Raw genomic sequence first — 20,996 nt, 5'->3', positions numbered from 1 at the left:
GGGCCCTTTCAAGGCTGGATGGCCGCTGTCCGGAGCGGCCGGCGCACGGAACTAGTCTGTCACCAGATGCTGTTCGAACCTGACAATACTAGCAAACTCGGACACATCGAGGCTCGCACCGCCGACGAGGACGCCGTCGACGTCGCGCTCCCTGAGGATGCTGGCGGCACTGGCCGCCTTGACCGACCCGCCGTACAGCAGGCGCGTGGCCGCGGCGCTCGAGGCGTCGAACAGCGAGTCGAGTTCCGCGCGGATCGCGGCGCACATCTCCTGTGCGTCGCCGGGGCCCGCGACCTCGCCCGTGCCGATGGCCCAGACGGGCTCGTAGGCGATGACGAGGGAGGCAGCCTGCTCGGGCGAGAGCCCGGCCACACCGGCGCGCACCTGCTCGAGCGTGTGCGCCACGTGGGTGTCGGCCTGGCGGACCTCGAGGCCCTCGCCGACGCAGAGGATGGGGACCACTCCGTGGCGGTAGGCGGCATGCACCTTGCGGTTCAGCAGCTCGTCCGACTCGGAGTGGAGGGTGCGGCGCTCCGAGTGGCCCACCAGCACGTACGTGCAGTCGAGCCTGGCCAGGAACTGGCCCGAGATGTCGCCGGTGTACGCGCCGGAGTCCTCGGGCGAGAGGTCCTGCCCGCCGTACACGAGCTGCAGGTCGTCGCCCTTGACGAGGGTCTGCACGCCGCGGAGGTCGGTGAACGGCGGGAAGACCGACACCTCGACCCGCGCGAAGTCATGGCCTGCGTCGTCGAGCGTCCAGGCGAGCTTCTGCAGGAAGGTGATGCCCTGCATGTGGTCCAGGTTCATCTTCCAGTTGCCCGCGATGAGCGGCCGGCGGTCGAAGGCGCCGTTGGTCGAGGTGGTCATCGTCCTACTCCATCTGTTCGTTGCATCACTGGTGGTTCCATGACAGCGGGATCCGCGCGGCCTCGGCCCTGCGGATCCCGCCAGTACTGTGCGCCCGTGCCGGGCGGCCGGTCCCGCTAGTCGCGTGCCAGGGCGGTCAACCCGGGCAGCTCCTTGCCCTCGAGGTACTCGAGGCTCGCGCCGCCACCGGTGGAGATGTGCCCGAACTGCTCGTCGGCGAAGCCGAGGCCGCGCACGGCGGCGGCGGAGTCGCCTCCACCCACCACCGTCAGGGCCCCGCTCGCCTGGGCATCGGTGAGGGCCTGCGCGACGGCACGCGTGCCGCCGGCGAAGGCCTCGAACTCGAAGACGCCCATGGGTCCGTTCCAGAACACGGTCCTCGCCTCGGCGATGTTCGCCGCGAAGTCCTCGCCCGTCACCGGGCCGATGTCGAGGCCGATCCCGGAGGCGCCGTAGGTACTGGACTCGATGGCGTCGGCGGCGACGACGCTGTGGCCGGCGTCGGCCGCGAACTTCTCCGCCACGACGATGTCCGTCGGCAGCACGAACCGCGTGCCGTCCTGCGGCCCGCGCTCGAGGTAGCCGCGGACCGTGTCGATCTGGTCCTCCTCGAGCAGGCTCGCGCCCACCGCGTGGCCCTGCGCGGCCAGGAACGTGAACACCATGCCGCCGCCCACGAGGATGCGGTCGGCGGTGCCGATGAGGTTCTCGATCACGGCGAGCTTGTCCGACACCTTCGACCCTCCCAGCACCACGACGAAGGGCCGCTGCGGGTCCTTGGTCAGCCGTTCGAGGACCACGAGTTCCGCGCGGACCAGGTCGCCCTGATAGGCGGGCAGCAGCGCCGCGATGTCGTACACGCTCGCGTGCCGGCGGTGCACCGCACCGAAGGCGTCGTCGACGTACGCACCGTCGGCGCCGGCCAGGTCCGCCAGTTCACGCGCGAAGGTCTGCCGCTCGGCGTCGTCCTTGCTGGTCTCCCGGGCGTCAAAGCGCACGTTCTCGAGGACGAGCACCTCGCCGTCGGCCAGCGCGGCCGCCGCTGTGCGCGCCCCCACGCCGGTGGTATCCGGGGCGAGCGTGACCGGGAAGTCGGCGAGCCCGCGGAGGGCGTCGACCGCCGGCCTGAGCGAGTACTTCTCCTCGGGTGCGCCCTTGGGCCGCCCGAGGTGGGCGACGACGATGACCGCCGCTCCCGCCTCGGTGAGCCTGCGCAGCACGGGCAGGGACGCGCGGACCCGTCCGTCGTCGGTGACCCTCAGCGAGGGGACCTCGCCCTCGAGGGGCACGTTGAGGTCCGAGCGCACGACGACACGGCGCCCCCGGACACCTTCGGCGAGGAGGTCGTCGAGTGATGCGTAAGCCACGGCCGGGTCCGCCTAGGAGAGCTTGGCGGCGACGATTTCGGTCAGGTCGACCAGGCGGTTCGAGTAGCCCCACTCGTTGTCGTACCAGCCGACCACCTTGACCTGGTTGCCGAGGACCTTGGTCAGACCCGAGTCGAAGATGCATGACGCGGGGTCCGTGACGATGTCCGAGGAGACGATCGGCGCGTCCGTGTAGGCGAGGTAACCCTTGAGGGAGCCGTCGGCTGCGGCGGCGCGGTAGGCCTCGTTGACCTCGTCCACGGAGACCTCACGGCCTACGGTGACGGTGAGGTCGGTGGCGGAACCGGTGGGGACGGGCACGCGGATCGCGTAGCCGTCGAGCTTGCCCTTGAGCTCCGGCAGGACCAGGCCGATCGCCTTCGCCGCACCCGTGGAGGTGGGGACCATGTTGATGGCCGCTGCGCGGGCGCGGCGGAGGTCCTTGTGGGGGCCGTCCTGGAGGTTCTGGTCGGCGGTGTAGGCGTGGACCGTCGTCATGAGGCCGCGCTCGATGCCGAAGGCGTCGTGCAGCACCTTCGCGAGGGGGCCGAGGCAGTTCGTGGTGCAGGACGCGTTCGAGATGATGTGGTGGTTCTCGGGGTCGTAGTCGCCGTCGTTGACGCCGAGCACCACGGTGATGTCCTCGTCGGAGGCGGGAGCGGAGATCAGGACCTTCTTGGCGCCTGCGTCGATGTGCTTCTGCGCGTCCGCGGCCTTCGTGAAGAACCCGGTGGACTCGATGACGATGTCGACGCCGAGGTCTGCCCAGGGCAGGTTCGCGGGATCGCGCTCGGCCAGCACGCGGACGCGCTTGCCGTCGACCACGAGGTCGCCGCCGTCGACCTCGACGGACGCCTTCAGGCGGCCCGTGACGGAGTCGTACTTGAGCAGGTGGGCGAGGGCCTCAGGGCTCGTGAGGTCGTTGACGGCCACGATCTCGAGGTCGGCGCCCTGCTCGAGGGCGGCGCGGAAGTAGTTGCGTCCGATACGGCCGAAGCCGTTGATTCCAACACGGGTAGTCACTGGGTTCCATCTCCTTCATAGGTGGTGCCGCCGTGAAAACCCTTCTCGGGCGACGCCGGCGACGAATACATCTGGTACCGGGCACACCTTCGTGCCGAAATCAATCGGGTCCTGCTGGGAACCGTGCACGGACTGAGCCGTGCACGGTTCCCACCTTACTCAGCGCGGCATGTCGCCCGCACCCCTGACGCCGGTTGCGGGACGGGCGCTGATTGATGCACGCGCGGCCCTTCGCGGCGCCGGGCGTCAGGAGCCGGGGGTGATGAGGGTCGATGCGCCGGTGCGTGCCGCCTGGAAGCGGGTCTGGACGTCGGCCCAGTTCACCAGGTTCCACCACGCCTTCACGTAGTCGGGCTTCACGTTGACGTAGTCGAGGTAGAAGGCGTGCTCCCACATGTCGAGCATGAGCAGCGGGATGGTTCCCACGGGCACGTTGCCCTGCTGGTCGTAGAGCTGCTCGATGACGATGTTCTTTCCCAGGGGTTCGTACGCGAGGACGGCCCAGCCGGAGCCCTGCAGCGAGGTGGCCGCGGCGGTGAAGTGGGCGCGGAACGCGTCGAAGGAGCCGAAGGCGTCGTCCAGGGCTGCTGCGAGCTCGCCCTCGGGCTTGTCGCCGCCCTCGGGGGACATGTTCTTCCAGAAGATGCTGTGGTTGATCACACCGCCGACGTGGAATGCGAGGTCCTTGGAGAGCTTCGGGATAGTGCCGAACTCGCCCTTGGCGCGGGCTTCGGCGAGCTGTGCCAGGGCGTCGTTGGCGCCCTTGACGTAGGTGGCCTGGTGCTTGGAGTGGTGGAGCTCCATGATCCGGCCCGAGATGTGCGGCTCCAGTGCGGCGTAGTCGTAGTCAAGATCCGGCAGTACGTATTCGCTCACGTAGTCCTCCATGGGGTGATCGCGGGTGGTCTCGGGTGCCCGCGCTCGGCTGCCCCGTGGGGAGCCCGGACGACGGGCGGCCCGCCTGATACGAAGCGGGCTTGCTGTCCCATCCTATGCACTTCTTCACTCGTCGAGCATGTCCGCGGTCACATTCGCGTCCGTCCCCGGGATCCCGATGTCGGAGGCCCTCTTGTCCGCCATGGCGAGCAGGCGCCGGATGCGTCCGGCAATGGCGTCCTTCGTCATGGGCGGGTCGGCGAGACGGCCGAGTTCGTCCAGGCTCGCCTGCTTGTGCGCCACGCGCAGTTCGCCCGCGTAGCGCAGGTGCTCGGGGACGTTCTCGCCCAGGATCTCGAGGGCGCGCTCCACCCGGGCTCCGGCGGCGACCGCCGCCTGTGCGGACCGGCGCAGGTTGGCGTCGTCGAAGTTGGCGAGGCGGTTCGCCGTGGCGCGGACCTCCTTGCGCATCCGCCGTTCCTCCCACACCATCAGTGCGTCATGGGCGCCCATGCGGGTCAGGAGCGCGGCGATGGTGTCACCGTCGCGGATGACCACGCGGTCGATGCCACGGACCTCCCGCGCCTTCGCGGAGATGTCGAGGCGGCGTGCTGCACCGACGAGCGCCAGGGCCGACTCCGGCCCGGGGCAGGTGACCTCCAGGGACGAGGACCGCCCCGGTTCGGTCAGCGAGCCGTGGGCCAGGAACGCGCCCCGCCAGACGGCTTCGGCGTCCGCCGTCGAACCGTTGACCACGGCGGAGGGAAGGCCCCGGACCGGGCGGCCGCGGCTGTCGAGAAGCCCGGTCTGCCGGGCCAGGGACTCGCCGTCGCGCACCACGCGGACCACGTAGCGGTTGCCGCGCTTCAGCCCCCCGCCGGTGACGACGATGATCTCGCTGTTGTGGCCGTAGACCTCGGCGATGGCCGCGCGGAGCCGCCGGGCGGTGGACGCGAGGTCCACCTCGGCCTCGATGACGATCCTGCCGGAGATGATGTGGAGGCCCCCTGCGAACCTCAGGAGCGCGGACACCTCGGCCTTGCGGACCGAGGACTTCTTGACGTCGAGGTGCGACAGCTCCTCTTTGACGTCGGCGGTCAGGGCCACAGATCCACTCCTAGTTCTCCGCAAACATGTCGTTGTAGGACGTCGCCAGCCGCAGCGGGTCGTGCACAGGCTTACCGGTCGAGACCCCCACTGTACCGAAGACGGCGCGTCCACCCATCTCCGCGACGGCTCGCTCGAACTCGTCCCGGTCGGCTATCACGGCCGGGTCCGCGAGTACGACGTCCACCGTGAAATCGGGCGCGTACCGCGAGATCACATGGAGGTGGTCGACCGCGCTCATGCCCTGGGTCTCCTTGGTGTCGTTGCTCAGGTTCATCGTGAGGCAGCGCCGTGCCGAGGTGCGGCACAGGGCGTCGCGGAGTTCCGGGAGCAGCAGGTGGGGCAGCACCGAGGTGTACCAGGAACCGGGGCCGAGGACCACCCAGTCGGCGAGCTCGATCGCCTCCAGCGCGTCCGCGCAGGCGGGGGCGACGGCCGGCAGCAGCCGGACGCTGCTCACGTTGCCGGACGCGGCGGCGACCGCGAGCTTCGCCTGCCCGGTGACGGTCGTGACCCGGAGGCTGCCGTCCACCTCGCTGAGGACGTCGCCCTCGATGGTCAGGGGCACGCTCGCCATCGGCAGGACACGCCCGCGCGCCCCGAGAAGGGCGCCGGCCCACTGCAGGCCCGCCACCGGGTCCCCGAGCAGTTCCCACAGCGTGACGATCAGCAGGTTGCCGAGGGCGTGGTCGTCGAGCGGGCTCTCGACGCCGTCGCGCGAGGCGAAGCGGTGCTGCATGACGTCGCGCCAGGTCCTCCCCCAGTCCGTGTCGTCGCACAGGGCGGAGAGGGCCATGCGCAGGTCACCGGGCGGCAGCACCCCGAACTCGTGCCGGAGCCGCCCGGAGGAGCCGCCGTCGTCCGCCACCGTGACCACCGCGGTCAGTTCCTGCGTCAGGTGGCGCAGGGCCGCGAGGGACGCCGAGAGGCCGTGGCCGCCACCCAGGGCGACGACGGAGGGCCCGGCGCCCGTCCCGTCGCCCTGCCGTCGGGCGGACGGAGGGACGAGGGGCAGGGGTCCGGAGAACAGTCCCACTACTCACGTCCGAGGTCGCGGTGATGCGCTGCGACCTGCACTCCCGGCAGCTGGGCCAGGCGCTGCGCGATCTCCTCGGTGACGGCCACCGAGCGGTGCTTGCCGCCCGTGCAGCCCACCGCGATGGTGGCGTAGTGCTTGTTCTCGCGGCGGTAGCCGTCGAGCACCGGCACCAGTGCGTTCACGTACCGCTCGATGAAGTCGCCGGCACCCTGGGCGGCGAGCACGTAGTCGCGCACCGGCTCGTCGAGTCCTGTCTGGGGACGCAGGGCGGGCACCCAGTGGGGATTGGGGATGAAGCGGACGTCGGCGACGTAGTTGGCGTCGGCCGGGAGTCCGTACTTGAAGCCGAAGCTCATGACGTTGAGCCGCAGGACGATCGGACCGGACTCGGAGAACAGCTCGGTGACCTTCGTGGCCAGGGCGTGCACGTTGAGGTCGGTCGTGTCGATGACGTCGTCCGAGGAGTGCTTGAGCTCCTTGAGCACCTCGCGCTCGGCGGCGATGCCGTCCAGGATGCGGCCGTCGCCCTGCAGGGGGTGCGGGCGGCGGCCCTGCTCGAACCGGCGGACCAGGACGGCGTCGTCGGCGTCGAGGAACAGCACGCGGTAGTTCACGCCGGCGGACCGGAGGCCGGCGAGGGAGGCCTTGATGTCGCTGAAGAGCTCCTTGCCGCGCACGTCGATCACCACGGCCAGCTTGGGCATCGACTGCGGCGTCCGCGCGACGAGCTCCGTCAGCATGGCGAGCATCTGCGGGGGGAGGTTCTCCACGACGTACCAGCCGTGGTCCTCGAGGGCGTTCGCGGCCGTGCTGCGGCCCGCCCCGGACATGCCGGTGACCACCAGCAGCTCGGATTCGGTGGGTTCGACCGGAGTCAGGCTCGTGGCCTCAGTCATCGTGGTGCATCCGTTCCGGCTCGACGGGGCGACCGGTGTCCCGGCCTGCCCTGGGGTGGTCTGCGCGGCGCCTGCGGCCGCGTCTTCAGCCTAGCTAATCTTCGATGATCTCGCCCGTGGTCATGTTCACGGCAGGAGCCGGGGCGTCCGCGACCGCGAGCGAGGTGCGGATGGTCTCGGCGAGGGCCGGGCCCACCCCCGGCACCTCCACCAGCTCCTCGACGGACGCCGCCCGGATCCTCTTCACCGAACCGAAGTGCTTGAGCAGGGCCTTGCGCTTGGCCGGGCCCAGGCCGGCGACGTCGTCGAGCGCCGAGGCGGTCATCGACTTGCCGCGCTTCTGCCGGTGGAACGTGATCGCGAAGCGGTGCGCCTCGTCGCGGATGCGCTGGAGCATGAACAATCCCTCCGAGGCCCGCGGGAGGATGACCGGGAATTCGCTGTCCTGGACCCACACCTCCTCGAGGCGCTTGGCGAGGCCGATCACGAAGACGTCGTCGATCCCGAGGTCCTCGAGCGCGCGGGAGGCCGCTGCGACCTGGGGCGGGCCGCCGTCGACGACGACGAGACTGGGCGGGTAGGCGAAGCGGTTGCGGGTGATCGCCGTGGTCGTGTCCTTCAGTGGCCCGCCCCCGGCCTCGGGGGCGCCGGGTGCGTCGACGGCGGGGTGCGCGAGGACCGACCCGGCGTCGTCCACCGGGTCCACCTCCGGGTCCGCGGCGGCGTCGACCTGGTTCCCCGCCTTCGCCGCGAGGTAGTTGCGGAAACGGCGGTGGATGACGTCGTACATGGAGGCGGTGTCGTCGCGGGCGGCGTCGCCGGTGATGGAGAACTTGCGGTACTCGGACTTCCGCGGCAGGCCGTCCTCGACGACGACCATGGAGGCCACCACGTTGGTGCCCTGCACGTGGGAGATGTCGAAGCACTCGATGCGCATGAGCGGCTGGGGCAGGTCGAGGGCCTCCTGCAGTTCCTGCAGCGCCGCCGACCGCGTGGTGATGTCACCGGCGCGGCGGCTCTTGTGCAGGCGCAGAGCCTCCGCGGCGTTCTGCTCGACGGTGCCCATGAGGGTCGCCTTGTCGCCGCGCTGCGGCACGCGCACGTCCACGCGGGCGCCCCGGAGCCCGCGCAGCCATTCGAGGATCTGCTCGGAGTTGCTGGGCAGGACCGGCACGAGGACCTCGCGGGGGATCTGCTCGTTGCTGCTGCTGCCCTCGCCGTAGACCTGCTGCAGCAGGTGCTCCACGAGGTCCGGCGTGTCCATGTCCTCGACCTTCTCGACCACCCAGCCGCGCTGCCCGCGGATCCGGCCGCCGCGCACGTGGAAGACCTGCGCCGCGGCCTCGAGCTCGTCCTCCTTGATGGCGAAGATGTCCGCGTCGGTGTCCTCGCTGAGCACGACGGTGTTGCGCTCGAAGACGCGGCGGAGCGCGGAGATGTCGTCGCGCAGGCGTGCCGCCGACTCGTAGTCGAGTTCGGCGACGGCCTCGGCCATCTTCTTCTCGAGCCCGGAGATGAACTTCTTCGCCTCACCGGACATGAAGTCGCAGAAGTCGCCGGCGAGGGCCCGGTGGTCCTCCGCGCTGATGCGTCCCACGCACGGCGCCGAGCACTTGTCGATGTAGCCGAGGAGGCAGGGTCTGCCGGTCCGCTCGGCGCGCTTGAACACGCCGGCGCTGCACGTGCGGACGGGGAAGACGCGAATCATCGTGTCCACCGTCTCGCGGATGGCCTTCGCCGGGTAGAACGGGCCGAAGTACCGCGTGTCCTTCTTCTTGTCGCCGCGCAGGACCTGGACGCGGGGGTACTTCTCCCCCATCGTCACTGCGAGGTACGGGTACGTCTTGTCGTCCCGGAACATGATGTTGAACCGCGGGTCGAATTCCTTGATCCACGTGTACTCGAGCTGCAGCGCCTCGAGCTCGCTGCCCACCACGGTCCATTCGACGCTCGCGGCGGTGAACACCATGCTGCGGGTCTTGGCGAGCAGGCCCTGCGGGTTCGCGAAGTAGGAGTTCAGGCGCGAGCGGAGGTTCTTCGCCTTGCCGACGTAGATCACCCGGCCGTGCTCGTCCCGGAACCGGTAGACCCCCGGGTCGAGCGGGATCTCGCCGGTCTTCGGCCGGTACGTTACTGGGTTCGCCACGCCCTCAATCCTAGGGCTGGGCGGTGACGGAGCCCGACGCCGGGCACCGCTTTCCGCTGACCGCTGACGGCGCCCGTGCGGCGGCGCTACTCGGCGGCGGGGCTCTGGTTGTAGGAGGGCACCCGTTCCTGGCCCGTGAGGGCCGCGATGCCGTCCATGATCGCGTCCGTGGCCTGACGCCGCGCCGGCAGCGGGTGCCCGGGGCCGGTCTTCTCGAAGACGAGGGGTTCGCCGATCCGCACCGTGAAGTGCTGCGGCCGGATGCCCTTCTTCCCCGCCGGCTGCAGTGCGTCGGTGCCGATGAGCCCCACCGGCACCACGGGCGCCCCGGTGGTGAGCGCGAGCCAGCCGACGCCGGTCCTGCCACGGTAGAGCCTGCCGTCGCGCGAGCGGGTGCCCTCCGGGTAGATGCCGACGCCGTCGCCCTGCTCCAGCAGGTCCAGGAGCGTCCGGAGGGCCTGTACGCTCGCGGCCTGCTGGCCCCGCTCCACGGGGATCGAGCCGACGCCCTCGAAGAACTGCTTCATGAGGGCGCCCTTGACGCCGGTGCCCGTGAAGTACTCGGCCTTCGCGAAGAAGGCGACCGGCCGGGGCATAAGGGCCTGCACGAGGACGCTGTCGAGGAAGGAGAGGTGGTTCGGCGCGACGATGAACGGGCCGTCCGCGGGCACGTTGTGCAGCCCCTCCACGGTCGGACGGCAGAGACCCGCGATGAGCCCGCGGGTCGTGCTGCGCGTCAGGTCATAGACGCCCACGGATCACACCTGCGGGGTCGACGCGCGTGCGGTCGGGCTGGAGGAGTATCGGCGAATGCATGGGGGACACCGAGCAAGCTTGCCATAGCACCGCGAGGGCATGCATCATGCATGCCCTCGCGGGTATATCCGGTCCGCTTCCGGCGGGCTACACGGCCTTGTCGAAGATCTCCTTCAGGAACGTGCCCGTGTAGCTCCCCTCGTTGCGGGCCACCTGCTCGGGCGTGCCCGTCGCGATGATCTGCCCGCCACCCGAACCGCCGTCCGGACCGAGGTCGATCACCCAGTCGGCGCTCTTGATGACGTCGAGGTTGTGCTCGATCGTGATCACGGTGTTGCCCTTGTCCACGAGGCCCTGCAGGACGAGCAGGAGCTTGCGGATGTCCTCGAAGTGCAGGCCGGTGGTCGGCTCGTCGAGCACGTAGATGCTGCGCCCGTTCGACCGCTTCTGCAGTTCACTCGCGAGCTTCACGCGCTGTGCCTCGCCGCCGGAGAGCGTGGTGGCGGGCTGCCCGAGGCGGACATAGCCCAGACCCACCTCGACGAGCGTGTTCAGGTGCCGGGCGATCGGGCTGAAGGCCGCGAAGAACTCGGCGCCCTCCTCGATCGGCATGTCCAGCACGTCGGCGATCGTCTTGCCCTTGTAGTGGACCTCCAGGGTCTCGCGGTTATACCGTGCCCCGTGGCACACCTCGCAGGGGACGTAGACGTCCGGCAGGAAGTTCATCTCGATCTTCAGCGTGCCGTCGCCGGAGCACGCCTCGCAGCGGCCGCCCTTGACGTTGAAGGAGAATCGGCCCGGGAGGTAGCCGCGGACCTTCGCCTCGGTGGTCTCCGCGAAGAGCTTGCGGATGTTGTCGAAGACGCCCGTGTAGGTGGCCGGGTTGGACCGCGGCGTGCGACCGATGGGGCTCTGGTCCACGTGGATCACCTTGTCGAGGTGCTCGAGGCCGTCGATCCGCTTGTGCCGTCCGGCGACCTGCTTCGCCCCGTTGAGCTTGTTCGCGAGGACCTTGTACAGGATGTCGTTGACGAGGGTGGACTTGCCGGAGCCGCTCACGCCGGTGACCGCGGTCAGCACCCCGAGGGGGATGGTCGCGTCGACGTTCACGAGGTTGTGTTCCCGCGCGCCGACGACCTTGAGTTGCCGGGACCGGTCGATCTTGCGGCGCTTCGCGGGGATCTCGATCCTGCGGCGCCCCGAGAGGTAGTCACCGGTGAGCGACTCCTCGTTGGTCAGCAGGTCCTCGAGGAGGCCCGAGTGCACCACCTGGCCGCCGTGCTCCCCCGCGCCCGGTCCGATGTCCACGATCCAGTCGGCCTCGGCGATGGTGTCCTCGTCGTGCTCGACGACAATCAGCGTGTTGCCGAGGTTGCGCAGGCGCGTGAGCGTCTCGATCAGGCGGCGGTTGTCGCGCTGGTGCAGTCCGATGGACGGCTCGTCGAGGACGTAGAGCACGCCCACGAGCCCCGAGCCGATCTGCGTGGCCAGGCGGATGCGCTGGGCCTCCCCGCCGGAGAGCGTGCCGGAGGCGCGCTCGAGGTTCAAGTACTCGAGGCCCACGTCGAGGAGGAATGTCAGGCGCGCCTGGATCTCCTTGAGGACCTGGTTGGCGATCTGGGCCTCTCGGCCGGTCAGCACGAGATTGTCGAGGAACTCGGCGCAGTCGCGCATCGGCATCGCGGAGACCTCGGCGATGGAGCGGCCGTTGATGAGCACCGAGAGCGACGCCGGGTTGAGCCGTGCGCCGCCGCAGGTGGGACACGGGATCTCCCGCATGTACTCCTCGTAGCGGTCGCGCGCGTTGTCGGACTCCGTCTCCGCGTGCTTGCGCTGGATGTACTGGATGGCTCCCTCGAAGCCGGTGCTGTACTTGCGCTCGCGACCGAAGCGGTTCTTGTACTGCACCACCACCTTGTGGTCCTTGCCGTACAGCGCGGCCTCGCGGGCACGGTCCGGCAGCTTCCGCCAGGGGGTGGTGATGTCGAACTTCAGCTCGGACGCGAGTCCCTCGAGCAGGCGCGTCCAGTACTCCAGCGTCGCCGTGCCGAGCGACCACGGGGCGATCGCACCCTCAGCGAGGCTCAGGTCCTGGTTGGGGACCACGAGCTCCTCGTCAACCTCGAGCTTGCTGCCGATCCCGGTGCAGGCCGGGCAGGCGCCGAACGGGTTGTTGAAGGAGAAGGACCGCGGCTCGATCTCGTCGATGGCCAGCGGGTGCTCGTTGGGGCAGGCGAGGTGCTCGGAGAAGGCGTGGAGGCGCTTGGCGTCGTCCTCGGGGAGGTCGACGAACTCGGCGAGCACGCGGCCGTCGGCGAGCTTGAGCGCGGTCTCGACGGAGTCGGTGAGGCGCTGCTGGATGCCGCCCTTCACCACGAGGCGGTCGATGATGACCTCGATGGTGTGCTTGTACTGCTTGCCGAGCTTTGGCGGGTCGCTGAGCTGGATGAGCTTACCGTCCACGCGGGCACGCGAGTAGCCCTTGGCCGTGAGTTCCTGGAAGAGGTCTACGAACTCGCCCTTGCGGGCGCGGACCACCGGGGCGAGGATCTGGAAGCGCGTGCCCTCGTCGAGCTCGAGGAGCTGGTCCACGATCTGCTGGGGTGTCTGCTTCGCGACGGGCTCGCCGCAGACGGGGCAGTGGGGGCGGCCCACGCGCGCCCAGAGCAGGCGCATGTAGTCGTAGATTTCGGTGATGGTGCCCACGGTGGAGCGCGGGTTCTTGCTCGTGGACTTCTGGTCGATCGAGACCGCGGGTGAGAGCCCCTCGATGAAGTCGACGTCGGGCTTGTCCACCTGGCCGAGGAACTGCCGGGCATAGGCCGAGAGCGACTCGACGTAGCGGCGCTGGCCCTCCGCGAAGATGGTGTCGAAGGCCAGCGACGACTTCCCCGAGCCCGAGAGGCCCGTGAAGACGATCATGGCGTCGCGCGGCAGGTCCAGGTCGACATTGCGCAGGTTGTGCTCACGCGCGCCCTTGACGATCAGCCGGGACAGGTCCTGGGGAGCCGGCTCCGGATTGTGGGCATGCTGCTCGAGGGAATTTGCTATAGACACTCATCCACTGTAGGGGAAAAGAGCTTCGAAGACATATTCGAATGACGCCTTTTCCGCGTGGTTTCCGCGCCCCGCGGCGCGTCGTTCACGCTCGGCGCAATGCCGCCTGTACGTAGGCCACGGCGTCGCGTTCGGACAGCCCGGAGGACCGGACGACGGCGGCGAACTCGTCGGCTGCGGCGGCGACGCGACGGCGGGCCTCGTCACCCCCGGCGGTGATGACTGTCCCGGCCCGACCCCTCGTCTCCACGACCCCTGCCTGCTCCAGTTCCTTGTAGGCGCGGGCGACCGTGTTGGCCGCGATCCCGAGGTGCGTCGCCAGTCCGCGGACCGGCGGCAGCCGCGTCCCGACGGCGGCCTTCCCCGAGGTCGAGGCCATCAGGACGGCCTGCTTGACCTGCTCGAACGGCGGAGCCGTGCTCTGCGGATCGAGCTTCAACCACCGCGGGATGTCCTGCTCCACGCCCTGTTCCTTCCGAAATCCGACGCCGGGACCGGCGGGTCGCGGCGTACACGAACCCTACCTGCCGGGTCCGAGTCCCCGTCGGGCGCGCACGCCTACACTGTGCTCATGACCAGCCCCCTGCACAGCCTCACCGAGATCACGATCCGCCGTATCTCCGTGTCCGAGATGGACAACAACGTATACGTGCTCACCTCGAAGTCGACCGGCGCGCAGGTCCTCGTCGACGCCGCTGACGACGCCCCGGCGATCCTCGCGCTGCTCGCCGACGCGCAGGAGGACACCGACGCCGAGGCCCGCGTGGCGCTGATCGTCACGACGCACTCGCACTGGGACCACGTGCGGGCGCTGGCCGAGGTGAAGGACGTTACGGGGGCGCGCACGGCCGCCGGGGCCGACGACGTCCCGGACATCGCGGTCGCCACGGACGTGCCGCTGCAGCACGGCGACACGGGCTCCTTCGAGGGCTTCGAGCTCAAGGCGATTCACCTGCGCGGGCACACCCCCGGCTCCGTCGCACTGCTCTACGAGGATCCTCACGGGCCGGCGCACCTGTTCACGGGCGACTCCCTGTTCCCCGGGGGCATCGGTAACACGCAGGGCGATCCGGCGCGTTTCGCCTCCCTGTACGACGACGTCGTGACACGCCTCTTCGATCGCCTGCCGGACGACACCGTGGTCCATCCGGGGCACGGGAAGGGCACGACGCTCGGCGCCGAACGGGGCTCCCTCGAGGAGTGGAAGCAGCGCGGCTGGTAGGGCGCCGGCTACGGTGACCGGTGGCCGACGGCGAAGATGCGCCGGAAGCCGAAGACGGTGCCGTGCCCGCCCCGGGGGTACGCCGTCCGCAGCAGCCCGCCGTACCCGGCCTCGAACTCGTCGGCCTCCTCCGCGGACAGCACCTCCAGGACCGGCCGCAGGGCCGTGCCGCGCACCCAGCCGAGGACGGCGTCCTCCCCCGGCAGCACCTGCTGGTACGTGGTCTCCCAGACGTCGGCCTCGAGCCCGGCGGACAGCAGCAGCTCGGCGTAGTCCGCCGGTTCGGCCACGGCGTCGTCGTGCCGCAGCATGCCGCGGAGCGTCTCCGCCCAGCGGGGGCTCGCCGCGTGCTCGCGCATCAGCGCGTGGGACGGCGCCGGGAAGTTGCCGGGCACCTGCAGGGCGAGCCACCCTCCCGCGGGCAGCGCTCTGGCCCATGCGGCCACGAGGTCCTGGTGCCCGGGGACCCACTGGAGCGCCGCGTTCGTGACGACGACGTCGTCGGAGCCGGGGCGGTAGGCGCGGAGGTCGCCCACCTCGAAGGCCAGGTTCGGCGGTGCGGGACGGCGCCGGGCGGCATCGATCATGTCCGTGCTGGAGTCGATGCCCCGCACCGTCGCCCCTGGCCATCGCAGCGCGAGCGCCTCCGTCAGCTCACCGGGTCCGCACCCGAGGTCGACGACCGTGCGCGGCGCGTCGTGGCCGACGCGTCCCACGAGGTCGAAGAACGGACGGCCGCGGTGACCGGCGTGACGGGCATAGAGTCCAGGGTCCCAGCGCATGATCCACCCTAAGGTCCCCACCGGTACGCTGGAAGGACCATGAGGATCCAAGAACACCTGCCCCGGTACGACGACGGCGAACTCCCCGCGGACGCGGTCTACGAAGCCTTCACGGGATGGGCGACGGCGCGCGGGCTGGCACTCTACCCGGCGCAGGACGAGGCCGCGATGGAGCTCGTCTCGGGCAACAACGTGATCCTCGCGACGCCCACCGGGTCCGGGAAGTCGCTGGTGGCCGTCGCGGCGCACCTGAAGTGCTTCGCCGAGGGCCGGACCAGCTACTACACCGCGCCGATCAAGGCGCTGGTATCCGAGAAGTTCTTCGCCCTGTGCGAGATCTTCGGCGCGGAGAACGTCGGCATGATCACGGGCGACTCCGGCGTGAACCAGGACGCGCCGATCATCTGCTGCACCGCCGAGATCCTCGCGAACCTCGCCCTGCGCGAGGGCGCGCAGGCCGACGTCGACACCGTGGTGATGGACGAGTTCCACTTCTACTCGGACCCGCAGCGCGGCTGGGCCTGGCAGGTGCCCCTGCTCGAACTGCCCCAGGCGCAGTTCCTGCTGATGTCCGCGACGCTCGGCGATGTGACGCGGTTCGAGAAGGACCTCACCGACCGCACCGGTCGCGCGACGGCGACGGTCACGTCCGTGGAACGGCCCATCCCGCTGCACTACTACTACGTCGAGACACCCGTACAGGAATCCCTCGAGGAACTGCTCTCCACCCGCCAGGCGCCCGTGTACGTGGTGCACTTCAGCCAGGCCGAGGCCATCGAACGGGCGCAGAACCTCATGAGCGTCAACGTCTGCACGCGTGAGGAGAAGGACAGGATCGCCGAGCTCATCGCGACGTTCCGGTTCTCCGCGGGCTTCGGCAAGACCCTCAACCGGCTCGTACGCCACGGCATCGGCGTGCACCACGCCGGCATGCTGCCCAAGTACCGCAGGCTCGTCGAGCAGCTCGCCCAGGCCGGCCTGCTGAAGGTCATCTGCGGCACCGACACGCTCGGCGTGGGCATCAACGTGCCCATCCGCACCGTGCTCCTCACCGCGCTGAGCAAGTACGACGGCGTGCGCACGCGGCTGCTCAACGCGCGGGAGTTCCACCAGATCTCCGGGCGCGCCGGGCGCGCCGGATACGACACCGCGGGCACCGTCGTCGTGCAGGCGCCCGACCACGTGGTCGAGAACACCAAGGCCATGGCGAAGGCGGTCTCCAAGTTCGGCGACGACCAGAAGAAACTGCGCCAGGTGGTGCGCAAGAAGCCGCCGCAGGGCTTCGTGTCCTGGGGCAAGCCCACGTACGAGCGGCTCGTCGAGAGCGTTCCGGACCCCCTGACGTCGTCGTTTTCCGTCAGCCACTCGATGCTGCTGAACCTCCTCGAGCGGCCCGGCGACCCGTTCACCGCGGTGAAGCGGCTGCTCACCGAGAACCACGAGACGCGGGCATCCCAGCTGCGGCTCATGCGCCGCGCCATCGGCATCTACCGCGAACTCGTCACGGCCGGGATCGTCGAGCGGCTGCCCGTCCCCGAGCCGGACGGGCGGCAGGTCCGGCTCCGCGTGCATCTGCAGGCCAACTTCGCCCTCAACCAGCCCCTCTCCCCCTTCGCCCTCGCGAGCCTGGAACTGTTGGACCCCGAGGCGCCGGGTTACGCGCTCGACGTCGTCTCGGTCATCGAGGCCACGCTCGAGAAGCCCCGGCAGGTCCTCAACGCGCAGGAGAAGAAGGCGCGCGGCGAGGCCGTGGCCGCCATGAAGGCCGAGGGGATCGACTACGACGCGCGGATGGCACGGCTCGAGGAGGTCACCTACCCGAAGCCGCTCGAGGAGCTGCTGCAGCAGGCCTTCGACGTGTACCGGGCATCAGCGCCATGGCTCGGTGACTTCGAGCTCGCCCCCAAGTCCGTGGTCCGCGACATGTACGAGCGAGCGATGAGCTTCGGCGAGTACGTGGCGTTCTACTCGCTCACGCGCTCCGAGGGCATCCTCCTGCGCTACCTCGCCGACTGCTACAAGGCGCTGCGCCACACGGTGCCGGTCGAGGCCCTCCGCGAAGACCTTAGCGACATCCTCGAATGGCTCGGCGAGCTCGTCCGGCAGGTGGACAGCAGTCTCCTCGACGAGTGGACCCAGCTGACCGCCGGGATCGTTCCGGGGGCGCCCGCGGATACCGTGGAACTCCCGGAGGAGCCGCCGTCCGTCACCTCCAACGAGCGCGCCTTCCGCGTGATGGTGCGCAACGAGATGTTCCAGCGCGTGAAGCTCTTCGCCGACGAGCGCGACGAGGCACTCGGCGCCCTGGACGCGGACTCCGGGTGGACCGCCGACCGCTGGGCGGAGGCCCTCGACGGGTACTTCGCGGACTACGAGGACATCGACGACGGCCCCGAGGCCCGCGGACCGGCGCTGCTGATCATCGTGAAGGTCCCTGGCCTCTGGAAGGTGCGGCAGATCCTGAAGGACCCCGAGGGCAACAACGACTGGGGCATCAACGCGGAGATCGACCTGCCGGCGTCGGACGAGGCGGGCAGCCCCGTGGTGCGGATCCTGGGCGTCGGGGCCCCCGTCGCGGCCTGACCCCGCCGTTCGACGGCGGGAGCTTGGCTACGCTGGGGACATGTCGACTCTTCGCGAAGCACGGCCGGTGGACGTCCCGGTCATCCTCCAGCTCATCCACGACCTGGCCCTCTACGAGCGTGAGCCGGACGCCGTGAAGAACACCGCGGAATCCCTCGAGGCCGCCCTGTTCGGCGACTCCCCCGCGATCTACGCGCACGTCGTCGAGGCCGAGGGGCAGATTCAGGGATTCGCCCTGTGGTTCCTCAACTACTCCACCTGGGAGGGCGTCCACGGCATCTATCTCGAGGACCTGTACGTGCGCCCCGAGGCGCGCGGCGCCGGACACGGCAAGGCCCTGCTCACCAACCTCGCGAGGATCGCCGTCGAGCGCGGCTACGCCCGGGTCGAATGGTCGGTGCTCGACTGGAACGAGCCGTCCATCCGTTTCTACGAGCAGCTCGGCGCCCGACCGCAGTCCGGTTGGAGCACCTTCCGGCTCACGGGGAGCGCCCTCACCGACGCCGCCGCGCTGTGACCGCCGTGTCGCCCGCACTGGTGCCCCTTCCCCACGCCGACCTACATGGAATCGGCCGGACCGTCGTCATGCGCGGAGTGCGCGCCACCGGCCACACCTTCAGCGTGCCCCTCGACCACCGGGACACGACCTCGGAGCGGATCGAGGTGTTCGCCCGCGAGTACTCGTCCCTCGAGCACGACGACGATGCCGTCGCCCGCCTGCCGTGGCTGCTGTTCCTGCAGGGCGGGCCCGGTGGCCGGGGCGTGCGGACCACGCAGCTCTCGGGCTGGATGAAGGCCGCCGCCCGTGACTTCCGTATCCTCATGCTGGACCAGCGCGGCACGGGGCGCTCCACCCCCGCCGACGCCGCCACACTCGCGGCGCTGCCGACGCCGCAGGCCCAGGCGGACTACCTGTCCCACTTCCGCGCGGACGCGATCGTGGCCGACGCCGAGCTGATCCGTGCGCGTCTCGGCAGCGCGCCCTGGACGGTGTTCGGGCAGAGCTACGGAGGCTTCTGCACACTCACCTACCTGTCGAACGCACCCGCGGGCATCGAGCGCGCCCTGATCACCGGTGGCCTCGCCCCCCTCGCGGGAGCGCCGGACGAGGTGTACCGGGCCACGTTCGCCCGGGTGGAGGAACGCAACCGCGAGTACTTCTCCTGGTACCCGGAGGACCGGGAGCTGGTCACGCGCATCGCCCGCCACCTCGGGAAGGTGGAGGAGCACCTGCCCGACGGGGAACGGCTCACGGTGCGGCGCTTCCAGATGGTCGGCTCGTTCCTGGGCGGGAACACCCGGGTCCACGCCCTCCACTACCTCCTCGAGGACGCGTTCACCACCACGCCCGACGGCCCCCGGCTGTCCGCGACGTTCCTCGAGCAGGTCCAGGGGATCGTCAGCAGGGCCTCGCAGCCGCTGTACGCGCTGATGCACGAGTCCATCTACTGCCAGGGCGGCGCGTCCTCGTGGGCCGCCCGGCGCGTGCTCGACGAGTACCCGCAGTTCCGCGACGACGCCGCTGAGATCCTGTTCACGGGCGAGATGGTATACCCCTGGTACTTCGAGGAGGATCCCGCGCTGCGGCCGCTCCGTGCGGTCGCGGACGTGCTCGCGGCGAAGGAGGACTGGGGTCCGCTGTACGACGCGGACGTCCTGGCGACGAACGTCGTGCCGGCCGCCGCAGCCGTCTACCGTCACGACATCTACGTCGACCGGAATCTCTCCCTCACCACGGCCGCCGGCATCAGGAACCTCGCCGTGTGGGAGACGGACGAGTTCCACCACGACGGGATCGCGGACAACGGCGAGGCGATCTTCGAGCGGCTGCTCGGCATGACCCGCCCCTGACCCAGTGCCGCCGGCTCGGCCGGACGACAGAGGGACCCCGCACACTGTGCGGGGTCCCTCTTCTGCTGTCGGTCCTGGCGTGCCGGCGGAGCCTAGTGGCGCGGGTTCTTGGTGCCGGCCTCGTCCGCGGCCTCGTCGAGCCCGTCGGTGACGGCGGGAGAGGACGCCTTGTGGTCGGCGCCGCCCGAGCGCACCGCCGACTTCTCGACGGCCTTCGACTTGATGAGGCTGGCGACGACCGCGATGACGATCGTCGCGACGATCACGGCGAGGGACAGGAACGTCGGGATCTCCGGAGCCCACTCGATGTGCTCGCCGCCGTTGATGAACGGCAGCTCGTTGACGTGCATCGCGTGGAGGATGAGCTTCACGCCGATGAAGGCGAGGATGACGGAGAGGGCGTGCTTCAGGTAGATGAGGCGCGTCATGAGGCCGCCGAGCAGGAAGTAGAGCTGGCGCAGGCCCATCAGGGCGAAAATGTTCGCGGTGAAGACGATGAACGCGCTCTGCGTGAGACCGAAGATTGCGGGGATGGAGTCGACGGCGAAGAGGAGATCGGTGAGCCCGATCGTCACGAAGACGATGAGCATGGGAGTGAACACCTTCTTGCCGTCGACGACGGTCCGCACCTTGTTGCCGTCGTAGGACTCGGACATCGGCAGCACCGAGCGCAGCTTCGCGATCAGCTTGTTGTCGCCGGCGTCCTCCTCGTCCTCACCCGAGTCCTTGGCCTGCTTGTACGCCGTGTACAGGAGGAAGGCACCGAAGATGTAGAAGATCCAGCTGAAGTTCTCGATCACGGCGGCACCGAGCGCGATGAAGATGCCGCGCAGGATCAGCGCGATGATGATGCCCACCATCAGCACCTCCTGCTGGTACTTCCTCGGGACCGAGAAGCGCGCCATGATGATGATGAAGACGAACAGGTTGTCGATGCTCAGGCTGTACTCGGTGATCCAGCCGGCGATGAACTGGCCGCCGTACTCGGGCCCCGTGAACACGAACATCAGCGCTGCGAACGCGAGCGCGAGTCCCACGTAGAAGGCGACCCACAGGCCCGCCTCCTTCATGGACGGCTCGTGTGGCCGCTTGACGACGAGGAGCAGGTCGAAGAGCAGGATGATCCCGAGCACGACGAACGTGCCGATCTCGAACGCCAGGGGCAATGTGGGCATGAAGGGCCTTCCGCAGGGTGGAATGGATCGCCGTAAGTCTCTCCGCCGCGGCATGGTGCCGACCGACCGCTATGCCCGGCGGAGCAACAATGCCCTGCGTGCTGACGTCCATAGCGCTTGGGATACTCCCCTACGTCCGCCCAATGCTACCCGAGCCGCGGAGCACCCGTTGAAGTCACGTTCCCCGGATGCGGAGCGCGGACCTCCTTGACGTGGCGGCCGTCGTCCCTCCCGGAGGTTTCACCGGTC

At 69.6% G+C, this 20,996-nt stretch carries 17 protein-coding genes; 4 read left to right on the top strand and 13 right to left on the bottom strand.

Features of this window, described 5'->3' with window-relative positions; genetic code table 11:
* Positions 1 to 51: 51 nt before the first annotated feature.
* The 11 genes from tpiA to ACX80N_RS04820 all read right to left on the bottom strand — a co-directional run bounded on the left by tpiA (position 52) and on the right by ACX80N_RS04820 (position 13,597).
* Positions 52 to 867 carry a triose-phosphate isomerase gene (gene tpiA / locus ACX80N_RS04870; protein WP_459338521.1) on the bottom strand — a complete coding sequence of 272 codons (816 nt, stop codon included), beginning with the start codon at positions 865 to 867 and terminating at the stop codon, positions 52 to 54.
* A 116-nt stretch (positions 868 to 983) separates the two neighbouring features.
* Positions 984 to 2,234: a phosphoglycerate kinase gene (locus ACX80N_RS04865; RefSeq protein ID WP_459338520.1), complete on the bottom strand. Its 1,251-nt coding sequence runs from the start codon at positions 2,232 to 2,234 to the stop codon at positions 984 to 986.
* A 12-nt stretch (positions 2,235 to 2,246) separates the two neighbouring features.
* Positions 2,247 to 3,257 (bottom strand): type I glyceraldehyde-3-phosphate dehydrogenase, encoded by a 1,011-nt coding sequence (gene gap / locus ACX80N_RS04860; RefSeq protein ID WP_105030693.1) that lies wholly within the window; start codon positions 3,255 to 3,257, stop codon positions 2,247 to 2,249.
* A gap of 246 nt (positions 3,258 to 3,503) precedes the next feature.
* Positions 3,504 to 4,133 carry a superoxide dismutase gene (locus ACX80N_RS04855; protein WP_105030794.1) on the bottom strand — a complete coding sequence of 210 codons (630 nt, stop codon included), beginning with the start codon at positions 4,131 to 4,133 and terminating at the stop codon, positions 3,504 to 3,506.
* 126 nt (positions 4,134 to 4,259) lie between these two features.
* Entirely contained in the window at positions 4,260 to 5,240 is a 981-nt protein-coding gene (gene whiA, locus ACX80N_RS04850; protein ID WP_105030694.1) for a DNA-binding protein WhiA, read from the bottom strand.
* Positions 5,241 to 5,250: 10 nt separating this feature from the next.
* A complete protein-coding gene (locus ACX80N_RS04845) occupies positions 5,251 to 6,276 on the bottom strand; it encodes a gluconeogenesis factor YvcK family protein (RefSeq protein ID WP_105030695.1) in 1,026 nt (341 codons plus the stop codon).
* On the bottom strand, positions 6,276 to 7,175 hold the full coding sequence (gene rapZ, locus ACX80N_RS04840) for an RNase adapter RapZ (protein ID WP_105030696.1): 900 nt from the start codon (positions 7,173 to 7,175) through the stop codon (positions 6,276 to 6,278). The genes ACX80N_RS04845 and rapZ overlap by 1 nt, the downstream gene beginning before the upstream one ends.
* 94 nt (positions 7,176 to 7,269) lie before the next feature.
* The gene (gene uvrC, locus ACX80N_RS04835) at positions 7,270 to 9,321 is read right to left on the bottom strand and encodes an excinuclease ABC subunit UvrC (protein ID WP_459338519.1); all 2,052 of its coding nucleotides are present in this window, start codon (positions 9,319 to 9,321) and stop codon (positions 7,270 to 7,272) included.
* A gap of 86 nt (positions 9,322 to 9,407) precedes the next feature.
* Positions 9,408 to 10,076 carry a lysophospholipid acyltransferase family protein gene (locus ACX80N_RS04830; protein WP_459338518.1) on the bottom strand — a complete coding sequence of 223 codons (669 nt, stop codon included), beginning with the start codon at positions 10,074 to 10,076 and terminating at the stop codon, positions 9,408 to 9,410.
* 148 nt (positions 10,077 to 10,224) lie between these two features.
* Positions 10,225 to 13,134: an excinuclease ABC subunit UvrA gene (gene uvrA, locus ACX80N_RS04825; protein ID WP_459338517.1), complete on the bottom strand. Its 2,910-nt coding sequence runs from the start codon at positions 13,132 to 13,134 to the stop codon at positions 10,225 to 10,227.
* A gap of 85 nt (positions 13,135 to 13,219) precedes the next feature.
* On the bottom strand, positions 13,220 to 13,597 hold the full coding sequence (locus ACX80N_RS04820) for a GntR family transcriptional regulator (RefSeq protein WP_459338516.1): 378 nt from the start codon (positions 13,595 to 13,597) through the stop codon (positions 13,220 to 13,222).
* A 108-nt stretch (positions 13,598 to 13,705) separates the two neighbouring features.
* Here ACX80N_RS04820 and ACX80N_RS04815 point away from each other — a divergent pair, with 108 nt between their 5' ends.
* A complete protein-coding gene (locus tag ACX80N_RS04815; protein ID WP_459338515.1) occupies positions 13,706 to 14,356 on the top strand; it encodes an MBL fold metallo-hydrolase in 651 nt (216 codons plus the stop codon).
* Positions 14,357 to 14,364: 8 nt separating this feature from the next.
* On the opposite strand, the gene ACX80N_RS04810 is transcribed toward ACX80N_RS04815, so the two are convergent.
* A complete protein-coding gene (locus ACX80N_RS04810) occupies positions 14,365 to 15,138 on the bottom strand; it encodes a trans-aconitate 2-methyltransferase (RefSeq protein WP_459338514.1) in 774 nt (257 codons plus the stop codon).
* Between the two features lie 39 nt (positions 15,139 to 15,177).
* Here ACX80N_RS04810 and ACX80N_RS04805 point away from each other — a divergent pair, with 39 nt between their 5' ends.
* From ACX80N_RS04805 to ACX80N_RS04795, 3 genes are all read left to right on the top strand, one after another.
* The gene (locus tag ACX80N_RS04805; protein ID WP_459338513.1) at positions 15,178 to 17,721 is read left to right on the top strand and encodes a DEAD/DEAH box helicase; all 2,544 of its coding nucleotides are present in this window, start codon (positions 15,178 to 15,180) and stop codon (positions 17,719 to 17,721) included.
* Between the two features lie 40 nt (positions 17,722 to 17,761).
* The gene (locus ACX80N_RS04800) at positions 17,762 to 18,238 is read left to right on the top strand and encodes a GNAT family N-acetyltransferase (RefSeq protein WP_459338512.1); all 477 of its coding nucleotides are present in this window, start codon (positions 17,762 to 17,764) and stop codon (positions 18,236 to 18,238) included.
* Between the two features lie 68 nt (positions 18,239 to 18,306).
* Positions 18,307 to 19,572 (top strand): alpha/beta fold hydrolase, encoded by a 1,266-nt coding sequence (locus tag ACX80N_RS04795; RefSeq protein ID WP_459338511.1) that lies wholly within the window; start codon positions 18,307 to 18,309, stop codon positions 19,570 to 19,572.
* 92 nt (positions 19,573 to 19,664) lie between these two features.
* Here the strand turns inward: ACX80N_RS04795 and ACX80N_RS04790 are convergent, their stop codons facing one another.
* Positions 19,665 to 20,747: a TerC family protein gene (locus ACX80N_RS04790; protein WP_105030704.1), complete on the bottom strand. Its 1,083-nt coding sequence runs from the start codon at positions 20,745 to 20,747 to the stop codon at positions 19,665 to 19,667.
* Positions 20,748 to 20,996: the final 249 nt, after the last annotated feature.

Source organism: Arthrobacter sp. MDT2-16 (assembly GCF_054510925.1).
The sequence above is the reverse complement of the archived record's forward strand: the minus strand, read 5'-3'. Positions and strand labels throughout refer to the sequence as shown.

Coding starts and splice junctions, on each gene's coding strand:
- ACX80N_RS04795 (WP_459338511.1), top strand. CDS start 18,307: ATGCGCGGAGTGCGCGCCACCGGCCACACCTTCAGCGTGCCCCTCGAC.
- ACX80N_RS04800 (WP_459338512.1), top strand. CDS start 17,762: ATGTCGACTCTTCGCGAAGCACGGCCGGTGGACGTCCCGGTCATCCTC.
- ACX80N_RS04810 (WP_459338514.1), bottom strand. CDS start 15,138: ATGCGCTGGGACCCTGGACTCTATGCCCGTCACGCCGGTCACCGCGGC.
- ACX80N_RS04815 (WP_459338515.1), top strand. CDS start 13,706: ATGACCAGCCCCCTGCACAGCCTCACCGAGATCACGATCCGCCGTATC.
- rapZ (WP_105030696.1), bottom strand. CDS start 7,175: ATGACTGAGGCCACGAGCCTGACTCCGGTCGAACCCACCGAATCCGAG.
- ACX80N_RS04805 (WP_459338513.1), top strand. CDS start 15,178: ATGAGGATCCAAGAACACCTGCCCCGGTACGACGACGGCGAACTCCCC.
- tpiA (WP_459338521.1), bottom strand. CDS start 867: ATGACCACCTCGACCAACGGCGCCTTCGACCGCCGGCCGCTCATCGCG.
- ACX80N_RS04790 (WP_105030704.1), bottom strand. CDS start 20,747: ATGCCCACATTGCCCCTGGCGTTCGAGATCGGCACGTTCGTCGTGCTC.